Source organism: Microbaculum marinum, from assembly GCF_037855135.1.
GTDB classification, from domain to species: Bacteria; Pseudomonadota; Alphaproteobacteria; order Rhizobiales; family Tepidamorphaceae; genus Microbaculum; species Microbaculum marinum.
In genome coordinates this window covers 152197-172970 of record NZ_JAZHOF010000007.1, presented here as the reverse complement: position 1 = coordinate 172970, position 20774 = coordinate 152197, and the positions used below count along the sequence as shown (strand labels likewise).

The window sequence follows — 20774 nt, the reverse complement described above, 5'->3', positions numbered from 1 at the left end:
TCGGCCTTGCGAAGAGTATCGCCACTCCGGCAAAGGGCGGATTTACTCTGCTGCCTCCGTCCTCGTCCCGGGACGCCTTTCGAACAGTTCCTTGAGGAACTGGCCGGTGTAGCTCCGGGTTTCCGCGGCGATATCCTCCGGCGTGCCCTGTGCGACGATCTCGCCGCCGCCGTCGCCGCCTTCCGGTCCGATGTCGATGATCCAGTCGGCCGTCTTGATGACCTCCAGATTGTGCTCGATCACCGCGACCGTGTTGCCCTGGTCGACGAGGGAGTGCAGCACCTCGAGCAGTTTCCTCACGTCGTGGAAGTGCAGGCCCGTCGTCGGCTCGTCGAGAATGTAGAGCGTGCGTCCCGTGGCCCGACGCGACAATTCCTTGGCAAGCTTTATCCGCTGCGCCTCGCCCCCGGAGAGCGTGGTGGCCTGCTGGCCGACGTGGATGTAGCCGAGGCCGACGCGCTGCAGCGTCTCCATCTTCTCGCGGATCGACGGCACCGCGTCGAACAGGTCGCGTGCCTCGTCGACCGTCATGTCGAGCACGTCGGCAATGGATTTGCCCTTGAACAGTACTTCCAGTGTCTCGCGGTTGTAGCGACGGCCCTTGCAGACGTCGCAGGTCACGTAGACGTCCGGCAGGAAGTGCATCTCGATCTTGATGACGCCGTCGCCCTGGCAGGCCTCGCAGCGGCCGCCCTTGACGTTGAAGGAGAACCGGCCGGGCGCATAGCCGCGCGCCTTGGCTTCCGGCAGCCCGGCGAACCATTCCCGGATCGGCGTGAACGCGCCGGTGTAGGTGGCGGGGTTGGAGCGCGGCGTGCGGCCGATCGGCGACTGGTCGATATCGATGATCTTGTCGATATGCTCCAGTCCGTCGATCCGGTCGTGTGCACCCGGATGCTCGCGAGCGTTGTTGAGTTTGCGGGCGATCGCCTTGTAGACCGTGTCGATCAGCAGCGAGGACTTGCCGCCGCCGGAAACTCCCGTGACGCAGGTAAAGGTGCCGAGGGGAACTTCGGCGGTCACGTTCTTCAGGTTGTTCTCGCGGGCCCCGACCACGCGGATGCGCCTGTGGGCGGATATCTCGCGGCGTTCGTCGGGCAGCGGTATCTGCTCGAAACCGGTCAGGTAGCGACCCGTCAGGCTTGCCGGATTGGCCATGATCTCTTCCGGCGTACCCCGCGCGACGATCTGGCCGCCGTGTATGCCTGCCGCCGGACCGACGTCGATGACATAGTCTGCAGAGCGGATCGCATCCTCGTCATGCTCGACGACGATCACGGTGTTGCCCAGGTCCCGCAGGTGCCGGAGCGTCCCGAGCAGGCGGGCGTTGTCGCGCTGGTGCAGCCCGATCGACGGTTCGTCGAGCACGTAGAGCACGCCCGTCAGGCCCGAGCCGATCTGCGAGGCAAGGCGGATGCGCTGGCTCTCGCCGCCCGACAGCGTACCCGATGACCGGGACAGGGTCAGGTAGTCGAGGCCCACGTCATTGAGGAATGCCAGTCGCTCGCGGATCTCCTTGAGGATGCGGCTTGCGATCTCGTTCTGCTTTTCCGACAGGTCGCGGGGAAGGGCCTCGAACCAGCCGTTTGCCGCGCGAATTGACATGTCGCCCACTTCGCCGATGTGCCTGCCGGCGATCTTCACGGCCAGCGCCTCGGGCTTCAGCCGGAATCCGTTGCAGGCCGAGCAGGGCGTCTGGCTCATGTACCTTTCGATTTCCTCTCGCGACCAGGAGGATTCCGTTTCCTTCCAGCGCCGTTCGAGGTTCGGGATCACCCCTTCGAACGTCTTCTTCGTGTCGTAGGCGCGCAGGCCGTCGTCATAGGTGAACTTGATCGTCGCGCCGCCCGATCCGTGCAGGATCGCGTTCCGGCCGTCTTCCGGCAGTTCGTCCCACGGAGTCGTCATCTTGAATCCGTAGTGGCGTCCCAGTGCCTCCAGCGTCTGCAGGTAGTAGGGCGACGATGAGCGCGCCCATGGCGCCACCGCGCCGGCCTTGAGGGTCAATCGCGGATCGGGGATCACCATGTCGGGATCGATCCGCTTCTCCGAGCCCAGCCCGTCACAGACCGGGCAGGCGCCGTGCGGGCTGTTGAACGAAAACAGACGCGGCTCGATCTCCGTAATCGTGAACCCGGAGACCGGGCAGGCGAACTTCTCGGAGAAGATCAGTCGCTTCGGCTCACCCTTTTCGTCCTTCTCGTCGGCGAATTCCGCCACCGCCAGTCCGTCGGCGAGCTGCAGCGCCGTCTCGAAGGAATCGGCCAGCCGCGAGGCCATGTCCTCGCGCACCACCACCCGGTCGACCACCACGTCGATGTCGTGTTTGTACTTCTTGTCCAGGGCCGGAGCATCGGCGATCTCGTGGAACTCGCCATCGATCTTCACGCGCTGGAAACCGCGCTTCATCAGGTCGGCCAGTTCCTTGCGGTACTCGCCCTTGCGCCCGCGCACGATCGGCGCCAGCAGATAGAGCCGCGTGCCTTCGGGAAGCGCCAGCGTCCGGTCGACCATCTGGCTTACCGTCTGGCTCTCGATCGGCAGTCCAGTCACCGGCGAATAGGGCACGCCGACGCGGGCGAAGAGCAGGCGCAGATAGTCGTAGATCTCGGTGACGGTGCCGACCGTCGAGCGCGGGTTGCGCGACGTCGTCTTCTGCTCGATCGAGATCGCCGGGGACAGGCCCTCGATGTGATCGACGTCCGGCTTCTGCATCATCTCGAGGAACTGCCGGGCATAGGCCGACAAGCTCTCGACGTAGCGACGCTGGCCTTCCGCGTAGATCGTGTCGAAGGCGAGCGACGACTTTCCGGATCCCGATAGGCCGGTGATCACCACGAGCTCGTCGCGCGGAATGTCGACCGAGACGTTCTTGAGATTGTGCTCGCGCGCGCCGGAGACGGATATGAACTTCTGCATGGGCTTTACGGCTTCGACTGGTCCATCGTCGTGGATCCAACGGCCAGATGGTCGGACCGGTTCACGAATTCGTGGAGTTGGCGGAGATCGGCGTTGTTCCGCATGTCAATATAGGACAGGCCACCCTCCAGAAGAACCCTGGCACGACGTCGGAGGCCGCGCGATGCGGTGGCCTCGATGACAGCCGCACCGACCTCCAGGACAGGTGCCCGTGTCGGGGTCATGCGCATGGCCTGTCACCTTCGGCCGAGAATCACGCGGGATTGCACGTTGATTGAGAACATAATAGGAACATGTCGGCAAGGCCGACGTGCAGGACCTTCGGTGCCCCGCCGGGTTCGCCGGACCCCCGATGAGGTCTGTGGAAAACGCTCATCGGAAAGACGGGCGGGGCGACGGCGCTGCGTCGGGCGGATAGTGTCGCCGGCAACTGAGAGACATGGAAAGGGCAAGCGATGTCGGGAAGCGTGAACAAGGTGATCCTGGTCGGCAATCTGGGCGCGGATCCCGAGATCCGTCGGACACAGGACGGCCGCCCGATCGCCAACCTGCGGATCGCGACCTCCGAGACCTGGCGGGATCGCAACTCGGGTGAACGGCGAGAGCGCACGGAATGGCACCGGGTCGTGATCTTCAACGAGGGGCTTTGCAAGATCGCCGAGCAGTACCTGCGCAAGGGCTCCAAGGTGTACCTTGAAGGCCAGCTCCAGACCCGGAAGTGGCAGGACCAGTCCGGACAGGACCGCTACTCCACCGAGGTCGTGTTGCAGGGCTTCAATTCGGCGCTGACCATGCTCGACAGCCGTCAGGGCGAAGGAGGTGGATTTGGCGGCGGGGGCGGCGGCGGATCCGACTTCGGCTCCAGCGGCCCGATGGAGAGTGGCGGCGGCTTCGGCGGCGGCGGTGGTCGCGGCGGTGCCTCCCACGACATGGACGACGATATTCCGTTCTAGGCCGAAGCGGACTCTTGCCCGATCGGTTCGGCGGGGCTTCCTGCGGCCAGGGTCGCCATATCCGGCGCGTTGCGATTAGTCATATTCCAATTTCCGAATATATACCTATATGTCGGATGCGGAATGTGGAGAATTGCTCATGTTGCCTCGCACCCTGCCGGCCGGACTGTCGCATTTGGGGCCGGTTCTGGCGCTGACCGCCGGCCTCCTTGTGGCCACCGGACATCTGCGGGCGGCCGACGGCTTCCTGGTCGAGGAAAGCACCGTCGCCGACCACAAGGCTGTCTTCGCCTCGGTGCAGAGCGCCGACGTCGTCCCCGCACGCGCCAGGATCGGCGGCACGGTGATGGAACTGACGGCGGCGGAAGGCGACGCCGTCAAAGCGGGTGAGAGGATCGCGACCATAGTCGACGACAAGCTCGCTTTGCGCATTCAGGGGCTGGAAGCGAGCATCCGGGGGCTGCAGTCGGCAGTGAACAATGCCGAGACCGAACTGAAACGGGCAGAGGAACTCAAGAGCCGGGGCATCGTTTCCCAGGCTCGCCTTGACCAGATCCAGACCACCTACGACGTCGCGCACAACCGGCTGCAGACGGCGCAGGCCGAAAAGATGGTGGCCGAACAGCAGGTCGCGGAGGGGGCGGTCGAAGCACCCGGCGCGGGCCGCGTCCTGTCGGTGCCGGTGACGATCGGAACCGTCGTGCTGCCCGGCGAGACGATCGCCGAAATCGCATCCGATCGCTACATCCTGCGCCTCGAGGTTCCGGAACGCCACGCGCGGTACATCAAACTCGGTGACGAGGTCCTTATCGGCACGCGCGGCCTGGACGTTGCCGACGACTCCGTCGGCAAGGGCAGGATCGTCACCGTCTACCCGCGCCTCCAGAACGGCCGCGTGGTCGCAGACGCGGAAGTCTCCGGACTCGGCGACTACTTCGTCGGCGAGCGGGCGCTGGTGCGCATCGCCGCGGGCGAACGCCGGGCGATCGTCATTCCATCGGCCTATGTCTTCAAGCGATACGGGCTCGACTATGTGCGCGTCGAGGGCGAGGAGGGGACCCCTCTCGACGTGGTGGTCCAACTCGGCCAACAAGTCAGCGACGGCGAACCCAACACGGTCGAGGTGCTGGGCGGGCTCAATGCGGGCGACCGACTGGTGCGCCCGTGAATTCTGCCGACAGCCCCGATCCGCAGCCGCGCATGAAGCCCGGCCTTTCGGGAACGCTCACGCGCGCCTTCATTTCCTCGCCCCTGACGCCGCTGCTGCTGATTTCCGCGCTGGCACTCGGCCTGGTCGCACTGGTCTCCCTGCCGCGCGAGGAGGAGCCGCAGATCAGCGTGCCGCTCGTCGACCTCCACGTCTCGGCGAACGGACTCAAGGCGGAGGACGTCGTCAAACTCGTCACTGAGCCGCTCGAGACCATCGTCAAGGGCATCAACGGCGTCGAGCACGTCTACAGCCAGACGCATGACGACCAGGTGGTGGTGACGGCGCGGTTCTTCGTCGGCACCGATCCCGACGACGCCATCCTGCGGGTGCACGAGAAGGTGCGCGCCAGCATGGACCGGATACCGATAGGCATTCCGGAACCGCTGATCGTTGGACGCGGCATCGACGACGTGGCGATCTTCGTCGTCACCCTGGCGCCGAAGCCGGAGGCGGCCTCCCGATGGACCGATGCCGGGCTCCACTCGATCGCCCGCGATCTTCTGGCCGAACTGGCGAAGGTCGAGGATGTGGGAACGACCTACATCGTCGGCGGCCGCGACGAGCAGATCCGCGTCGAACCCGATCCCGAACGGCTGGCTCTCTACGGCATCACGCTCGAACAGCTGATCGGCAAGATCGCCGGCTCGAACCGGTCGTTCATGGCCGGCACGGTGCGCGACGGGAACCGAAGTCTGCCCGTTGTCGCGGGCCAGACCCTTCAGGGCATTCCTGACATAGGCCTCCTGGAAATCACCGCCCGCGACGGCCGCAGGGTCTATGTCGGCGACGTCGCCAGGGTCGTCGTCGGCGCCGCGCCGGAGGAGCATCTGGTGTGGCAGGTGTCCAGGAACGAGGACGGCGGGATCGAGCGGGTGCCGGCGGTCTCGATCGCCATTGCCAAGCGGGCCGGCGCGAACGCCGTGGTGATCGGCGAGAACCTCGTCGGTCGACTCGAACTGCTGCGCGACCGGCTGGTGCCCGAGGACCTCGACCTTCTCGTCACCCGCAACTACGGCGAGACCGCCAATGAGAAGGCGGACGAACTGCTGTTCCATCTCGGGCTCGCCACCATCTCCATCGTCTTCCTCGTCATCTTCGCCATCGGCTGGCGGGAAGGCATTGTGGTCGTCGTCGTCATTCCCACCACGATCCTGCTGACGCTCGCCGCCTCGTACGTGATGGGCTACACGATCAACAGGGTCAGCCTGTTCGCGCTGATCTTCTCGATCGGCATCCTGGTCGACGACGCCATAGTGGTGATCGAGAACATCGCCCGCCACTGGGCGATGAACGACGGACGCGACCGGCGCGAGGCGGCGATCGACGCGGTCGCCGAGGTCGGCAACCCGACCATCGTGGCGACGCTGACCGTCGTCGCCGCGCTCCTGCCGATGCTGTTCGTGTCGGGGCTGATGGGCCCCTACATGAGCCCGATCCCGGCGAACGCGTCGGCGGCGATGATCTTTTCCTTCTTCGTCGCCGTCGTGGTGACGCCATGGCTGATGGTGCGCTTCGGCGGCAGGGCCGGGCACCGGGGAGGGCACGGCGCAGCGCGGGGCGGCGTGCTTGGGCGCCTCTACACTGCAGTTGCATGGCCCATTATTCACTCGCGCGCCGGCGCGTGGGCCTTCCTGCTAATCGTCGGGATCGCCACTGTGGCGGCAACCTACCTTTTCTACGACAAGACCGTCACGGTGAAGCTGCTGCCCTTCGACAACAAGTCGGAGCTGCAGGTGGTCGTCGACCTGCCGGAGGGGTCGACCCTGGAATCGACGGACCGTGCGCTGCTGGCGGCCGCCCAACGCCTTGCCGACCTGCCGGAACTCGCGTCGATCCAATCCTATGCCGGCACGGCGGCGCCGTTCAACTTCAACGGGCTGGTGCGCCACTACTATCTGCGCGGCCTGCCCGAGCACGGCGACCTGCAGGTCAACCTGACGCCGAAGCCCGACCGCGACCGGACCAGCCACGATATTGCCCTCGACGTGCGCGCGCGGCTGGCGGATCTCGATCTGCCGGAGGGCACCAGCGTGAAGGTCGTCGAGGTGCCGCCGGGGCCGCCGGTGCTGGCGACGTTGCTGGCCGAGGTCTATGGGCCGGATGCCGAGACGCGCCGCGCCGTGGCCACCGAGATGCGCAGGATCTTCGAAGGCGTGCCCTACATCGTCGATGTCGACGACAGCTTCGGCGTGCCGGACGAACGCCTGCGGCTGCGTATCAACCAGGACAACCTCGAATATCTGGGGGTCGAGCAGAGCGACGTCTACGACGCCATCGAGGCGTATCTGAGCGGGGTCCCGGTCGGCTACTCGCACCGGGGCGGCGGCCGCTATCCCATCGAGATCGCCGTTCGCCTGCCGAAGGAGGACCTCACCGTCTCGCAGCGCACCCTGTCCACCCCGGTTCCCGCCAATGCGCTGCCGGGCAACCGCGGCATCGTAGAACTCGGAGACGTCGTCAGCGTCGAGGAAGAAACCGCGTCCCATCCGATATTCCGCCGCAACGGCCGATCGGCGGAGATGGTGCAAGCGGAACTCGCCGGCGCCTTCGAGGCGCCGATCTACGGTATGATCGCGGTCGCCGACGCCATCGACAGCCACGACTGGGGCGACGTGCCGAAACCGCAGGTGCTGCTGCACGGGCAACCGTCGGAGGAAAGTGTCGCATCCATTCTCTGGGACGGGGAGTGGGAGGTGACCTACGTGACCTTCCGCGACATGGGTGCGGCCTTCGCTGTCGCGATACTCGGTATCTATTTCCTGGTCGTGGCGCAGTTCGGCTCGTTCCTGCTGCCGCTGGTGATCCTGACGCCGATCCCGCTGACCCTGATCGGCATCGTGCTCGGGCACTGGCTCTTCAACGCGCCCTTCACCGCGACCTCGATGATCGGCTTCATCGCGCTGGCCGGCATCATCGTCCGCAACTCGATCCTGCTGGTCGACTTCATCCGGCATGCGCGGAGCCCCGACAAGTCGCTACGCCGGGTGTTGCTGGATGCAGGCGCGATCCGCTTCAAGCCGATCCTGCTGACCGCACTCGCCGCGATGATCGGCGCGGCCGTCATCCTTGCCGATCCGATCTTCCAGGGCCTGGCGATCTCGCTGCTGTTCGGCCTGGCGTCCTCGACGCTGCTGACCGTTCTGGTGATCCCGGCGATCTATATTGCGCTGAGGGACGACGGGCGCGCAGTGGACTGGACGCTACTTGAGGAATGATCAGGTCTCACTCCTTCGCCGTATCCCTCACGCCGGGATCCCGGGCGGCCTCCGCGGCAACGCTGGCGGCATGTCCCTCGGCGGACTGGATCTCGGCGAACACGCGCCGGATATCCGGAAACTCCGTCTTGATATCGATCTCGAGGGCGGAAATCACCCGTTCCACCTCGCCGGCGGGCATGTCGTCTGCAAAATCCAGGCTGATCGCCACGAGAATGTCGTTGGGGCCCATGTGCATCGTTCTGAGTTCGTTGATGCGGCGGACGCCCTTCGCAGACATCGCGATACGCCGGACACCCGCCACGAGGGGAGCCCCCGCGGCTTCACCGATAATCAATCCCTTGGTCTCGTATGCGAGAACAGCGGCGGTCGTCGCCAGGATCAGCCCGATGCCGACGGAGGCATAGCCGTCGAACTCGCGGATGCCAGTGTACTGGGCAAGCGCGATGCCGATGGCCGCGACGATGAGGCCGAGCATCGCGGCGGAGTCCTCGAACAGCACGGTGAACACGGTCGGGTCCTTCGAACGCCGCACGGCGTCGATCACGCTGCGCCGGCCCCGCGTCTTCTCGAATTCCCGGAAGGCGACCCACCAGGCGCCGGCTTCGAAGAGCATGGCGAAGCCCAGTACGACGTAGTTGACCATCGGACTGGAGATCTCGTGGGGATGGCGGATTTTCTGGATACCTTCATAAAGCGACACGCCGGCCCCGACGCCGAAGATCATGATGGCCACGACGAAGGCCCAGAAATAGACCTCGGTGCCGTAGCCGAAGGGAAAGTGCTCGTCTGCGGGCCTTTTCGATCGCTTGATGCCGACAAGCAGCAGGCCCTGGTTGCCGGTATCCACGAGTGAATGGATTGCCTCCGACAGCATGGCGGAGGACCCCGTATAGGCCGCTGCGGCAAACTTCGTGACCGCAATCAGCGCGTTGCCGGCGAGCGCCGCGTAGATGACCGTCTTTGATCCGTGGGAAGCCATAAACGATTCCAGTTCAGGAGCTTAAAGAGTGAAGTTAATCTAGGATGCCAGCGCCCTCACGCCGTCCGCCACGAATTGTACCGCAAGCGCGGCCAGGATCACCCCAAGGAGCCGCGTGACGACGGTGCGCACCGTGTTTCCGAGCAACCGGTCGATCGGCACCGCAACCAAGAGAATGGCGAGCGTAACGAAAAGGGCCGCAGCGATAACCATGACCACGAGGGCAAGTTCCACCCATCCGCCGCCGGATCGGCCCGCCAGCAGGATCACGGCCGTTATCGCCCCGGGGCCGGCCATCAGCGGCACCGCCAGCGGGACGGCGGCGATGTCTTCGTGCGGCTCGTCCTCGACCGCGCGTTCGGCCGTCGTGGATTTGCGTTTGTTGCGGTGCTCGAACACCATCTCGAAGCTGATCCAGAACAGGAGAATGCCGCCGGCGACGCGAAAGGCGGGCAGGGAGATGCCCGTCACCTCCAGCAGCCACTGTCCACCGATCGCGAAGGCGACCAGCACGCTTGCCGCGATGACGACCGCACGAAGGGCGACGACCCGCCGCTGCACGGCGGTGTGGCTGGGCGTAAGGCTCAGGAACAGCGGCGCGATGCCGATCGGATCGATGATCACGAAAAGTGTCACGAAGGCCGAGATCAGGGTTTCCGGGCTCAAGCGATCACTCCCGGTGCAGCAGCAGGCGCGCACCGAACAGTACGAGCAGTGAAGCCCCCAGGTACCTTGCCGTTCGCCGCAGGCCCGGGAGGTTCCGTAGTCTTCGCCCGACCCGATGCACCATCAAGACGAACCCGATATCGACCATCAGGAAAATGATCGTGACGGCGGCGCCCAGCATCAGGAGCTGTGCTCCGGTACCCACGGTTGCTTCCTGACGTACGAAAATTGGCAAGTAGACCGCGTACAGGATCGGGGTGCGTGGATTGAGCAGAACGAGAAGCAGGCCCCCGATCAGCCCGCCGGACAGATGGCGGGGAGCAGTGCCGGCCCGGTCCGGCAGGGCGGACGACGCGCCGTCCGGCGGCCGGTCCCGCAACAGGCCGACGGCCTGCCAGACAAGGTAGGCGAACCCGGCGACCTTGAGGGCCGAAAGCGCAGTCGGCATCGCGCCGATCAGGGCGTTGATCCCCAACGCCACGATCACCACATAAGGCACGGCACCGAGAGCCATTCCGACGGCGACCAGGAGGCCGGAGCGGCGTCCGCCGCGAAGCGTATCAGCGGCCAGCCTGACAAAGCCGGGACCGGGCTCCAGCGCAAGAAATACGGTCGCCACGACAAAGAGGCCGAGGTAGCTCGCCAGATCCATGTGTCCCGCCTCCGTGCGTTGCGCCCGGCGCAAGCTTAAGGTGTTTGGGCGGGCGGTACCAATTGCCGCGGAGGCACGAGCAGAGGCGACCGGACGGTGGATTTCGCACATTCGGCGCATTTGAACCGCAAATAAGATCGGAGCCGAACGCGCCTGTCCGATAATCGCCTGAATTTTCAGGGAATTTCGCTACTGAATGGAGACTATCCGGATTTGCCTCGACCGGGCGGAATCGGGTAGAAAAAAGGTACCTAGAAACCCGCCCCACGAGCCAGCTTTGTCCGATAACGAAACGTCCCCGACCGGCGACTCAGGGCCGCCGGCCCCGTCTGATATTCGGCCCATCTCGATAACCGACGAGATGCGGCGCAGCTATCTCGACTACGCGATGAGCGTGATCGTCAGCCGCGCGCTTCCCGACGTGCGGGACGGCCTGAAGCCCGTGCACCGGCGCATTCTCTACGCTATGCAGGAGGCGGGCTACGACTGGAACAAGCCCTACAAGAAATCCTCGCGCGTCGTCGGCGACGTCATGGGTAAGTACCACCCGCACGGCGACCAGGCGATCTATGACGCGCTGGTGCGCATGGCACAGGATTTCTCGCTGCGCCTGCCGCTGCTCGACGGGCAGGGGAACTTCGGTTCCGTCGACGGCGATCCGCCCGCGGCGATGCGCTACACGGAGGTGCGGCTCGGCAAGCCGGCGCATTCCCTTCTGGAAGACATCGACAAGGACACGGTCGACTTCCAGGACAATTACGACAACTCCGAGAGCGAGCCGACGGTCCTGCCGGCACGCTTCCCGAATCTGCTCGTCAACGGCGCCGGCGGCATCGCCGTCGGCATGGCGACCAACATACCGCCGCACAACCTCGGCGAGGTCGTCGACGCCTGCATCGCCTACATGGAAGACCCGGCGATCGACATCGAACGCCTGATGGAGATCGTGCCCGGACCCGACTTCCCCACGGGCGGCATAATCCTGGGTCGGGCCGGCACCCGCTCCGCCCATACGACCGGCCGTGGCTCGATCATCATACGCGGACGCGTCCACACCGAGACCGTGCGCAAGGAGCGCGAGGCGCTCGTCGTCACCGAGATTCCCTACCAGGTGAACAAGGCGACGATGATCGAAAAGATCGCCGAACTGGTGCGCGACAAGCGCATCGAGGGTATCGCGGACATACGCGACGAATCCGACCGCGACGGCATGCGTGTCGTCATCGAGCTGAAGCGCGACGCGATGACGGACGTCGTGCTCAACCAGCTCTACCGGTATTCCAACCTCCAGACGAGCTTCGGCGCCAACATGGTGGCGCTGAACGGCGGCAAGCCGGAACAGATGACGTTGGTCGACATGATCCGTGCGTTCATCGCGTTTCGCGAGGAGGTCGTCGGCCGTCGCACCAAGTTCCTGCTCGCCAAGGCCCGTGACCGCGCCCACGTGCTGGTGGGGCTGGCGATCGCGGTTGCCAATATCGACGAGGTCATCCATCTCATCCGCACGGCACCGGATCCCGCGACCGCCCGCGCGTCGCTGATGGCGCGCAACTGGCCGGCCAAGGACATGGGGCCGCTGATCGCGCTGATCGCCGACCCGCGTCACGGCCTGGGCGAGGACGGTACCTACAAGCTGTCAGAGGAGCAGGCACGCGCCATTCTCGACCTGCGTCTGCAGCGGCTGACCGCGCTCGGACGCGACGAGATCGCCGATGAACTGACCAAGCTCGGCGAGGCCATCGCCGACTATCTGGACATCCTGCGCTCGCGCGCCCGGATCCAGGCGATCGTCCGCGACGAACTGAACGCGGTGAAGGACGAGTTCGATACGCCGCGGCGCACCGAGATCGCCGAAGGTCTCGGCGATTTCGAGGACGAAGACCTGATCCAGCGCGAGGACATGGTCGTCACCGTCAGCCATTCCGGCTACATCAAGCGGGTGCCGCTCTCCACCTACCGGGCACAGCGGCGCGGCGGCAAGGGCCGCTCCGGGATGTCGACGAAGGACGAGGATTTCGTCACCCGGATCTTCATCGCGTCCACCCATACGCCGGTGCTGTTCTTCTCCTCGCGCGGCATGGTCTACAAGATGAAGGTCTGGCGGCTTCCGCTGGCCGCGCCGACATCGCGCGGCAAGGCGCTGGTCAACCTCCTGCCGCTGCAGCCGGGCGAATGGATCACCTCGATCATGCCGCTTCCGGAGGACGAGGACAGCTGGGCCGAACTCGACGTGATGTTCTCGACCAATCGCGGCACGGTCCGCCGCAACAAGCTCTCGGACTTCGTCCAGGTAAACCGCAACGGCAAGATCGCCATGAAGCTCGACGAGGGCGATGCGATCGTCGGCGTGGAGACATGCTCGGAGAGCGACGACGTGCTGCTGACGACGAAACTGGGGCAATGCATCCGGTTTCGTACGACGGACGTTCGCGTCTTCAAGGGTCGCGACTCAACGGGTGTTCGGGGCATCAACCTCGGTGACGACGATACAGTGATCTCAATGTCGATCCTGCGCCATTTCGATGCGACTCCGGCCGAGCGCAACGCGTATCTGAAGCAGTCTGGCGCGATACGCAGGGCGGCGACCGGGGAGGCCGCGGACGCGGTCGAGGACGCTGCGATCGACGCCGAGGACGAAGGCCTCACTGAAGAAGACGGCGCCATCGTTTCGCTGCCGCCGGAGCGTTACGCGGAAATGGGGGCGTCCGAACAGTTCGTGCTTACTCTGTCGGAAAACGGTTACGGCAAGCGTTCATCTTCCTACGAGTACCGGGTCATCGGCCGTGGCGGCAAAGGTCTCGCCGCGATGGATATCTGGGACAAGGACGACAAGGGTACGCCGTTCATCCGGGAAAAGACCGGTCCGCTGGTCGCCTCCTTCCCTGTGGAGGATCCCGACCAGATCATGCTCGTCACCAATGGCGGGCAGTTGATCCGCTGCCCGGTCCACGGCATCCGTATCGCCGGCCGCAACACCCAGGGCGTCATCGTCTTCAACACGGCTGAGGGAGAACGGGTCGTGTCCGTCCAGCGTGTCAAGGACGAAGAGGAAGGCGATGTCGTCGAGGAAGACCTCAGCGACGGCGGCGAGGATGGCGAGAGCGGCAGCGAGGATGGCGGAAGCGGCGGCGAAACCGGAGACGACTCGCCGGAGAACGACGGATAGCACCGCAACGGCGGCGCGCCGCGGCCTCTGCGTTGCGGGTCGCATCTGCGCTGCTTGAACCGGGTGAACGTGCGGCGATGCCGCACGCAGTTGCGATGCCGCGAGAATTCAGGCTTGCTTCCTGTACAGCAACAGGGAGTCTTCGCCGTGACGCTCGAAATCTACCTCGCCTTTGTCGCCGCCTGTGTCCTGATCGTCATCGTTCCTGGCCCGACGGTCACCGTGATCATCGCCAACAGCCTCTCCTATGGGACCAGGGCCGGCCTGCTCAACGTCGCCGGCACCCAGCTCGGCCTTGCCGTCATGATCGGAGTGCTGCTGGTCGGGCTCGCTTCGATCATCGAGACGATGGGCTGGTGGTTCGACTGGTTGAGGCTCGCCGGCGCGGCCTACCTGGTGTGGCTCGGCTACAAACTGATCCGATCCGGCGGCGGCCTCGATGCAGCGGAGGCGCGCCGGCCGCCGCGCGGCGGCTTCTTCCTGCAGGGCCTGCTGGTGATCTTCGCCAATCCCAAGGCGCTGCTGTTCTTCGGGGCATTCATTCCGCAGTTCGTCGATCCGCAGGGTGACTATGTGCGGCAGGTGCTGCTGCTCGGCGCCACCTTCATGGCCGTCGCGACGGTCCTGGACGGGACCTATGCCGTGCTGAGCGGCGGCGCGGGCGCCTTCCTGACGCGCCAGCGGGTGCGGCTGGTGTCGCGGGTGAGCGGTGTCTTCCTGATCGGCGGCGGCATCTGGCTGGCGATGGCGCGGGCGCGCTGAGGGCCGCAGGGATCAGTCGTCCGCCGACAGCAGGGCGATCTCCGTGGCGCGCCCGGCCCGGGTGTTGTCGTCGATGTGGATCCGCCTGACCGGACCGACCGCGGCGCCCGGGTCCTCGGTGACGAGGCAGCCGGCCGCCACGTAGGGCCAGACCGTGTCCCGGCAATCCGTCGTGGCGACTGCGGCCGACGCGCTGGCGATCTGCGTGTCGGCACCGGGATCCCGGGCGATCACCAGGGCGATCCCGGCGGCGGCCAGTGTCAGGAGAAGATACCGGACCGAACGTTCGATCGTCGTCATGACTTGCTCCCCTTGATGTGCGTGTTTGCGGGGAGCGATCGTAGGGATCCGGGCTGAATTGGCCCGGAACGGCCTGTTCAGCCTGGGTTCATCGCGACCGCCGGGCCGGCGGCCGCCGGTTTTGGCGAACGGCGTTGCTTGTGCTGCCGAACGCCACGCGGTATCCACGCGCCATGACCCGCACTGGAATCTACACCGGCAGCTTCGATCCGATCACCAACGGCCACGTCGACGTGATCGCGCGCGCCGCCCGGCTGGTCGACCGGCTGGTCGTCGCCGTCGGCGTGCATCACGGCAAGACGCCGACATTCACGCCGCAGGAACGCTGCGAACTGATCGAGCAGGAAGTCGGCGAACCGGCCCGGAAGGCCGGCGCCGAGCTGGTCGTCACGACATTCTCGGGCCTTGCCGTCGACGCGGCGCGACAGGCCGGCGCGACCGTGATCGTCCGCGGGCTTCGCGATGCCTCGGATTTCGACTATGAGGTGCAGATGGCCGGGATGAACGGCGCCATGGCGCCCGACATCGAGACCCTGTTCCTCGCCGCATCGCCCGGCTCGCGCCACATTGCCGCCAGCCTTGTGCGCCAGATCGCCGGAATGGGCGGCGACATCACGCCGTTCGTTCCGGCCCGCGTGGCCGAACTGCTCACATCAAGGCTTGCCGGCCGCGACTGATCCGGCCGCCCCGAATATTCAACAGGAGAACCGCCAGTGCGAATTCTTTTTGCTGCGCTGCTTGCCATGGCGATCGCCGCCGTCGCGCCGCACGCCAATGCCCAAGAAGCCGACCCCGAGAACACGATCCTTCTCCAGCTCGAGGACGGAACCGTCACCATCCGGCTCCGCCCAGACCTTGCGCCGGAACACGTCGAGCGCATCAAGACGCTGACGCGGGAGGGATTCTACGACGGTGTCGTCTTCCACCGCGTGATCGACGGCTTCATGGCCCAGACCGGCGACCCGACCGGCACCGGCTCCGGCGGTTCGCAGAACCCGGACCTGAAGGCCGAGTTCACCAAGACTCCGTTCGAGCGAGGCGTGCTGGGAATGGCCCGCACCCAGGACCCCGACAGCGCCAACAGCCAGTTCTTCATCATGCTGGCGCCGGCTCCCCACCTGAACGGCCAGTACACCGTGTTCGGCGAAGTCGTCGACGGCATGGAATATGTCGACGCCATCAAGAAGGGCTCGAAGGCCCAGAACGGCGCCGTCCAGGACCCCGACAAGATCATCAGCATGAAGGTCGCAGCCGACGCCGGCTGACCGCCACGACAACCCGATATCCGCAATTCAGGAGTACAGACATGAGTGAATACGCCGATCCGGAGAACACTCTGGTCATCGAGACCACGAAGGGCCCGGTGATCGTCGAGATGCGTCCCGACCTTGCTCCCGGCCACGTCGCCCGCATCAAGGAGCTGGCGCGCGAGGGATTCTACGATGGCATCGTGTTCCACCGGGTCATCGACGGCTTCATGGCCCAGACCGGCTGCCCGCACGGCACCGGTACCGGGGGGTCGGGCAAGAAGCTCAAGGCCGAATTCAACAAGGAGCCGCACAAGCGCGGCACCGCGTCGATGGCGCGCGCCGCCAACCCCGACTCCGGCGACAGCCAGTTCTTCATCTGCTTCCAGGATTCACCCTTCCTCGACGGCCAGTACACCGTCTGGGGCCAGGTGATCGAAGGCATGGAGAACGTCGACCAGATCAAGCGCGGCGAGCCGGTTCAGAATCCCGACAAGATCCAGTCGATGAAGGTCGCCGCGGACCTGAACTGAGGGTCGGGGTCGCTCGACAGGCCGGAGCCCGCTACCCTGGCCTCCGGCCCGATCTCTCCCGACGGGAGGGGTGGCGGGCTTCCGGTTGCCTTGGCCAATCGGTGCGATCGGACCTGCGGGGGGCGGCAGGCACAGCGACTGTTGCAGGCGGTCCAACTGGCCTCCACCTCCACCGGAAGACACCGGCGCGGAGCGCCGGGTGAGGGGAGAGATCCGACCGTACCCGCTTGTCCTTCCGATTGACCGCCTCATCTTCCGACCGGCATTGGCTGCCATGCGCGTCGACCTCTTCGACTTCGAACTGCCCCCAGAGCGGATCGCGCTCAGGCCCGTCGAGCCGCGTGACGCGGCGCGGTTGCTTGCCGTGCGCCCGGGCGCGCCGGCGGGACTCGAGGACAGGCTCTTCTGCGATCTGCCGGGCCTGCTCACCCCCGGTGATCTGCTGGTGTTCAACGATACCCGGGTCATTCCCGCCCGCCTCGGGGGGAGGCGCATCGGCCGCGGCGACGCGGAGCCGAAGATCGAGGCGACGCTGCATCAGCGGGTCGACCAGAGCCGCTGGAAGGCCTTCGTCAAGCCGGCGAAACGGCTGCAGTCCGGCGACGTCGTCCGTTTCGGGGGCGAAGGCCGTGTCTGCCTGCTGGGGACGCTCGATGCGGTCGTCGAGTCGAAGGGCGAGGGTGGCGAAGTCGTGCTCTCCTTCTCCTTCCACGGGCCGGTTCTGGACGAGGCCATCGGGCAGGTCGGCGAGATGCCGTTGCCGCCGTATATCGCCGCTCGCCGCCCGACCGACGAACAGGATCTGGCCGACTACCAGACGATCTACGCGAGCCGGGAAGGCGCCGTCGCCGCCCCCACGGCCGGGCTGCACTTCACGCAGCAACTGCTCGAGAGGGTGAAAGCAGCAGGCATTGGCACCGCGCTGGTGACCTTGCACGTAGGAGCCGGGACCTTCCTGCCGGTGAAGGCCGACCGCACCGAAGATCACCGCATGCATTCGGAGTACGGAATGGTGACCGAGGAGACGGCGGAGCAGATCAATGCAGCGCGCGCGGCCGGTGGGCGGATCGTCGCGGTCGGCACAACGTCGCTGCGGTTGCTGGAGAGCGCTGCGGGAACGGACGGAACGGTCGCCCCCTTCGCCGAGGCGACCGATATCTTCATCACCCCCGGCTACCGGTTTCGCGCCGTCGACATGCTGATCACCAATTTCCACCTGCCGCGCTCGACCCTGTTCATGCTCGTCTCGGCCTTTTCCGGCCTCGATACGATGAAGAGGGCCTATGCCCACGCGATCGAGGGCGGATACCGGTTCTATTCCTACGGAGACGCCTGTCTCCTGCACAAGGCCGAAGCGGCATGACCGAGACCCACGCATTCACGGTCAAGGCCCGCGACGGAGCCGCACGGATCGGCGAGCTCCGCTTCTCGCGCGGCACGGTGCGTACACCGGCCTTCATGCCGGTCGGGACTGCGGGAACGGTGAAGGCGATGTTCCCGGAGACGGTACGATCGACGGGCGCCGACATCGTGCTGGGCAACACCTACCATCTGATGCTGCGGCCCGGCGCGGAGCGCGTCGCCGAACTCGGCGGCCTGCACCGGTTCATGAACTGGCCGCTGCCGATCCTGACCGACTCCGGCGGCTTCCAGGTGATGTCGCTCGCCAGCCTGAGGAAGCTGACCGAGGACGGCGTCACCTTCCGGTCTCATCTCGACGGGTCCGAGCATCATCTGACACCCGAGCGCTCGATCGAGATCCAGCGCCTGCTGGGCGCCGATGTCACCATGCAGCTCGACGAATGCGTGGCGCTGCCGTGTCCGGACGAGGAGGCCGAGCGGGCCATGCGCCTGTCGCTGCGATGGGCCGAGCGCTCGAAGGCTGCCTTCGGAACGGATCCGGCGCGCGCCCTGTTCGGTATCGTCCAGGGCGGCACGGTGCCGTCCCTGCGGCTTGCTTCGGCGGAGGGGCTGACGGCAATCGGCTTCGACGGCTACGCGATCGGCGGGCTTGCGGTGGGCGAGCCGCAGGACGTCATGCTGAAGACGCTGGAGGAGACGGTGCCGGCCCTTCCGGAGGAGCGTCCGCGCTACCTGATGGGCGTCGGCACGCCGGAAGACATCCTGCTGTCGGTCTTGCGCGGTGTCGACATGTTCGACTGCGTCATGCCGACCCGGGCCGGCCGGCACGGGCAGGCCTACACGCGGTTTGGCAGGGTCAACCTGCGCAACGCCCGCCACGCCGCCGACCCGCGCCCGCTCGACGAGGAGAGCGAGTGTCCCGCGGCCCGGGACTATTCGCGCGCCTATCTGCATCACCTGATCAAGGCCGGCGAGATCCTCGGCGCCATGCTGCTGACCTGGATCAACGTGCACTACTACCAGACGCTGACCGCGGGTATCCGCGAGGCCATCGCCGCCGGCCGCCTGGCGGACTTCGCGGCGCAGACGCGCGCCGCCTGGGCTGCCGGCGACCTGCCGGCACGCGATTAAGGGTCCGATACCGGCGCCGGAAGACGGCGCAAGCCCCACCGCCACGACGGCGGCGCACATCGTCGCCAAATGGTGTCTCGTCCCGATTCCCATGACTCATCCCGGCATGTGCTGGCGCCAGCGCGCCGCCGGATCGACCGCGCGAGCATCCGGAACAGACGGGCCGCAGGCACTTCCCGAAATCGCCGCCGAGGCGCTTGACCTGGAGTCGGCCCCCACCTAGGTTGCCGGCGTTCGGGAGAGCCTGTAGCTCAGCTGGTAGAGCAACTGACTTTTAATCAGTAGGTCCAGGGTTCGAATCCCTGCGGGCTCACCAACAAAGCTTCCCTAAGAATCTGTAGATCGATGCTGCATATTCGGGCCGGCACTCGCTGCCGGATCACGTTCGGGTGGGCGTTCGGTGCTCTTATGGCTGCCGCTAGGTTCCCGCGACGGAACGTCGGCATCGCTGCGCGAGATGCGGCGGACGGCATCGATCCAAGTCACCCCGATCCCCGGCCCGCGGGGAACGAAAGCCTCCCGTCGCGCTTTATGTGAGGCGGTAGCCGGTATCGGAAGCCGGTCGCGGCCATACAGGGGACTTGCGGGGCAGGAAATGAAACAGGACAACTTTCGGGCCGACGCCCGACAGTTGCGGGCAGCGGGGCTGGTCCGGGTCGGCAGCGCCGATCTGCCCATTCGCCGACAGCGCCGCGGCCGCGGCTTCGTCTATCTGGACGAGAACGACCGTCGCATCAGCGATGATGACGTGCTCGACCGGATCCGCAGCCTGGCGATCCCGCCTGCGTACCGCGATGTCCGCATCGCCGCCGACGAGCGCGCGCACCTGCAGGCCGTGGGGGTCGATGACGCCGGACGCACCCAGTACCGGTACCATCCCGACTGGAGCGACGTTCGCGAAGGCGCGAAAGAACGGCGCCTCAACGCGATCGTCAGTTCAATCGGGCGGATCCGGTCGCGGATCGCGCGGGACGCCCGCAAGCCGGTCGGAACAAGGGAAAAGGCGCTTGCCGCCGTCGTCATGCTGATCGACAGGTCGCACATCCGCGTCGGCTGCGAGACCTACGTGCATTCCGGCCGAAGCCGGGGCGCCGCGACCCTGCAGAAACGCAATGTCCTGGTCGACGGCGACAACGTCGCCCTGGCATTCCGGGCAAAGGGCGGCTTGCCCTACAGCTGTTCGATGCGCGCGCCGCTTCTGGCTCGGGTCCTGTCCGAGCTGTCGGAACTGCCGGGCGGACGGGTGTTTCAGTACCGCGACCAGAGCGGTCGCCGGATTGCGGTGACGGCACCTCAGGTCAACGCCTATCTCCACGAAATCGCCGGCACGCGGATAACCGCCAAGGATTTCCGTGCGCTTGCGGCCTGCGCCGAAGCCGGGCGCAGACTTGCGGCAATCGAGCCGGCCGACCGGCCGACGAAGCGGCGCCGGCAGATCGCGGCTGTGATCGACGACGTGGCGGAGATACTGGGGAACACGCCGGCGGTGGTGCGCAAGAACTACGTGCACGCCTTGGTCCTGGAGGCGTTCGAAGACGGATCGCTCGGCAAAACGTATAGGAAGGCACGCGCCGGCCAGGGCCGCCGGCGCGACGAGGCCCTCGTTGCGGCCCTGGTCGCGGCAAAGGGCAGATGAAGGGCCGAGCCTGAGGCTGAGGGTCCCGGGCGTGCCGGCA

At 66.1% G+C, this 20774-nt stretch carries 16 protein-coding genes and 1 tRNA gene; 12 read left to right on the top strand and 5 right to left on the bottom strand.

Annotation, left to right across the window (positions count from 1 at the left end):
- Positions 1–42: 42 nt before the first annotated feature.
- Positions 43–2919: an excinuclease ABC subunit UvrA gene (gene uvrA, locus V3328_RS17500; RefSeq protein WP_340330988.1), complete on the bottom strand. Its 2877-nt coding sequence runs from the start codon at positions 2917–2919 to the stop codon at positions 43–45.
- A 455-nt stretch (positions 2920–3374) separates the two neighbouring features.
- Between uvrA and V3328_RS17495 the strand changes: the two genes are divergently transcribed.
- The 3 genes from V3328_RS17495 (at position 3375) to V3328_RS17485 (ending at position 8297) form a co-directional block, all read left to right on the top strand.
- A complete protein-coding gene (locus tag V3328_RS17495; RefSeq protein WP_340330987.1) occupies positions 3375–3872 on the top strand; it encodes a single-stranded DNA-binding protein in 498 nt (165 codons plus the stop codon).
- Positions 3873–4011: 139 nt separating this feature from the next.
- On the top strand, positions 4012–5040 hold the full coding sequence (locus V3328_RS17490) for an efflux RND transporter periplasmic adaptor subunit (protein WP_340330986.1): 1029 nt from the start codon (positions 4012–4014) through the stop codon (positions 5038–5040).
- 32 nt (positions 5041–5072) lie between these two features.
- Positions 5073–8297: an efflux RND transporter permease subunit gene (locus V3328_RS17485; protein WP_340331187.1), complete on the top strand. Its 3225-nt coding sequence runs from the start codon at positions 5073–5075 to the stop codon at positions 8295–8297.
- A 7-nt stretch (positions 8298–8304) separates the two neighbouring features.
- Here the strand turns inward: V3328_RS17485 and V3328_RS17480 are convergent, their stop codons facing one another.
- From V3328_RS17480 to V3328_RS17470, 3 genes are read right to left on the bottom strand one after another with little or no spacing between them, the layout of a single operon-like run.
- Positions 8305–9279, bottom strand: a complete 975-nt coding sequence (locus tag V3328_RS17480) for a cation diffusion facilitator family transporter (protein WP_340330985.1) — start codon at positions 9277–9279, stop codon at positions 8305–8307.
- 39 nt (positions 9280–9318) lie between these two features.
- Positions 9319–9945, bottom strand: a complete 627-nt coding sequence (locus tag V3328_RS17475) for a MarC family protein (RefSeq protein ID WP_340330984.1) — start codon at positions 9943–9945, stop codon at positions 9319–9321.
- Positions 9946–9949: 4 nt separating this feature from the next.
- Complete coding sequence (locus V3328_RS17470) at positions 9950–10597, bottom strand: LysE family translocator (protein WP_340330983.1); 648 nt, start codon at positions 10595–10597, stop codon at positions 9950–9952.
- A gap of 361 nt (positions 10598–10958) precedes the next feature.
- On the opposite strand from V3328_RS17470, the gene gyrA reads away from it, so the two are divergent.
- Complete coding sequence (gene gyrA / locus V3328_RS17465; protein ID WP_378758864.1) at positions 10959–13763, top strand: DNA gyrase subunit A; 2805 nt, start codon at positions 10959–10961, stop codon at positions 13761–13763.
- A gap of 147 nt (positions 13764–13910) precedes the next feature.
- On the top strand, positions 13911–14525 hold the full coding sequence (locus tag V3328_RS17460; protein ID WP_340330981.1) for a LysE family translocator: 615 nt from the start codon (positions 13911–13913) through the stop codon (positions 14523–14525).
- A gap of 12 nt (positions 14526–14537) precedes the next feature.
- On the opposite strand, the gene V3328_RS17455 is transcribed toward V3328_RS17460, so the two are convergent.
- Positions 14538–14825 carry a hypothetical protein gene (locus V3328_RS17455; RefSeq protein ID WP_340330980.1) on the bottom strand — a complete coding sequence of 96 codons (288 nt, stop codon included), beginning with the start codon at positions 14823–14825 and terminating at the stop codon, positions 14538–14540.
- Positions 14826–14998: 173 nt separating this feature from the next.
- On the opposite strand from V3328_RS17455, the gene coaD reads away from it, so the two are divergent.
- From coaD to V3328_RS17420, 7 genes are all read left to right on the top strand, one after another.
- A complete protein-coding gene (gene coaD, locus V3328_RS17450; RefSeq protein ID WP_340330979.1) occupies positions 14999–15502 on the top strand; it encodes a pantetheine-phosphate adenylyltransferase in 504 nt (167 codons plus the stop codon).
- Positions 15503–15568: 66 nt separating this feature from the next.
- On the top strand, positions 15569–16090 hold the full coding sequence (locus V3328_RS17445) for a peptidylprolyl isomerase (RefSeq protein WP_340331186.1): 522 nt from the start codon (positions 15569–15571) through the stop codon (positions 16088–16090).
- A 41-nt stretch (positions 16091–16131) separates the two neighbouring features.
- A complete protein-coding gene (locus V3328_RS17440) occupies positions 16132–16605 on the top strand; it encodes a peptidylprolyl isomerase (RefSeq protein ID WP_340330978.1) in 474 nt (157 codons plus the stop codon).
- A 274-nt stretch (positions 16606–16879) separates the two neighbouring features.
- Positions 16880–17968 (top strand): tRNA preQ1(34) S-adenosylmethionine ribosyltransferase-isomerase QueA, encoded by a 1089-nt coding sequence (queA, locus tag V3328_RS17435; protein WP_340330977.1) that lies wholly within the window; start codon positions 16880–16882, stop codon positions 17966–17968.
- Positions 17965–19098 carry a tRNA guanosine(34) transglycosylase Tgt gene (gene tgt, locus V3328_RS17430; protein WP_340330976.1) on the top strand — a complete coding sequence of 378 codons (1134 nt, stop codon included), beginning with the start codon at positions 17965–17967 and terminating at the stop codon, positions 19096–19098. Before queA ends, tgt begins: the two co-directional genes overlap by 4 nt.
- Positions 19099–19338: 240 nt before the next feature.
- A tRNA-Lys gene (locus V3328_RS17425) sits at positions 19339–19414 on the top strand.
- A gap of 279 nt (positions 19415–19693) precedes the next feature.
- Entirely contained in the window at positions 19694–20734 is a 1041-nt protein-coding gene (locus V3328_RS17420; protein ID WP_340330975.1) for a DNA topoisomerase IB, read from the top strand.
- The last annotated feature ends 40 nt before the right edge of the window (positions 20735–20774 follow it).

Bases quoted from the DNA above. Each gene is read 5' to 3' on its own strand.
- uvrA (WP_340330988.1), bottom strand. From the start codon at position 2,919: ATGCAGAAGTTCATATCCGTCTCCGGCGCGCGCGAGCACAATCTCAAG.
- V3328_RS17495 (WP_340330987.1), top strand. From the start codon at position 3,375: ATGTCGGGAAGCGTGAACAAGGTGATCCTGGTCGGCAATCTGGGCGCG.
- V3328_RS17490 (WP_340330986.1), top strand. From the start codon at position 4,012: ATGTTGCCTCGCACCCTGCCGGCCGGACTGTCGCATTTGGGGCCGGTT.
- V3328_RS17485 (WP_340331187.1), top strand. From the start codon at position 5,073: ATGAAGCCCGGCCTTTCGGGAACGCTCACGCGCGCCTTCATTTCCTCG.
- V3328_RS17480 (WP_340330985.1), bottom strand. From the start codon at position 9,279: ATGGCTTCCCACGGATCAAAGACGGTCATCTACGCGGCGCTCGCCGGC.
- V3328_RS17470 (WP_340330983.1), bottom strand. From the start codon at position 10,597: ATGGATCTGGCGAGCTACCTCGGCCTCTTTGTCGTGGCGACCGTATTT.
- gyrA (WP_378758864.1), top strand. From the start codon at position 10,959: ATGCGGCGCAGCTATCTCGACTACGCGATGAGCGTGATCGTCAGCCGC.
- V3328_RS17455 (WP_340330980.1), bottom strand. From the start codon at position 14,825: ATGACGACGATCGAACGTTCGGTCCGGTATCTTCTCCTGACACTGGCC.
- coaD (WP_340330979.1), top strand. From the start codon at position 14,999: ATGACCCGCACTGGAATCTACACCGGCAGCTTCGATCCGATCACCAAC.
- V3328_RS17445 (WP_340331186.1), top strand. From the start codon at position 15,569: ATGGCGATCGCCGCCGTCGCGCCGCACGCCAATGCCCAAGAAGCCGAC.
- V3328_RS17440 (WP_340330978.1), top strand. From the start codon at position 16,132: ATGAGTGAATACGCCGATCCGGAGAACACTCTGGTCATCGAGACCACG.
- queA (WP_340330977.1), top strand. From the start codon at position 16,880: ATGCGCGTCGACCTCTTCGACTTCGAACTGCCCCCAGAGCGGATCGCG.
- tgt (WP_340330976.1), top strand. From the start codon at position 17,965: ATGACCGAGACCCACGCATTCACGGTCAAGGCCCGCGACGGAGCCGCA.
- V3328_RS17420 (WP_340330975.1), top strand. From the start codon at position 19,694: ATGAAACAGGACAACTTTCGGGCCGACGCCCGACAGTTGCGGGCAGCG.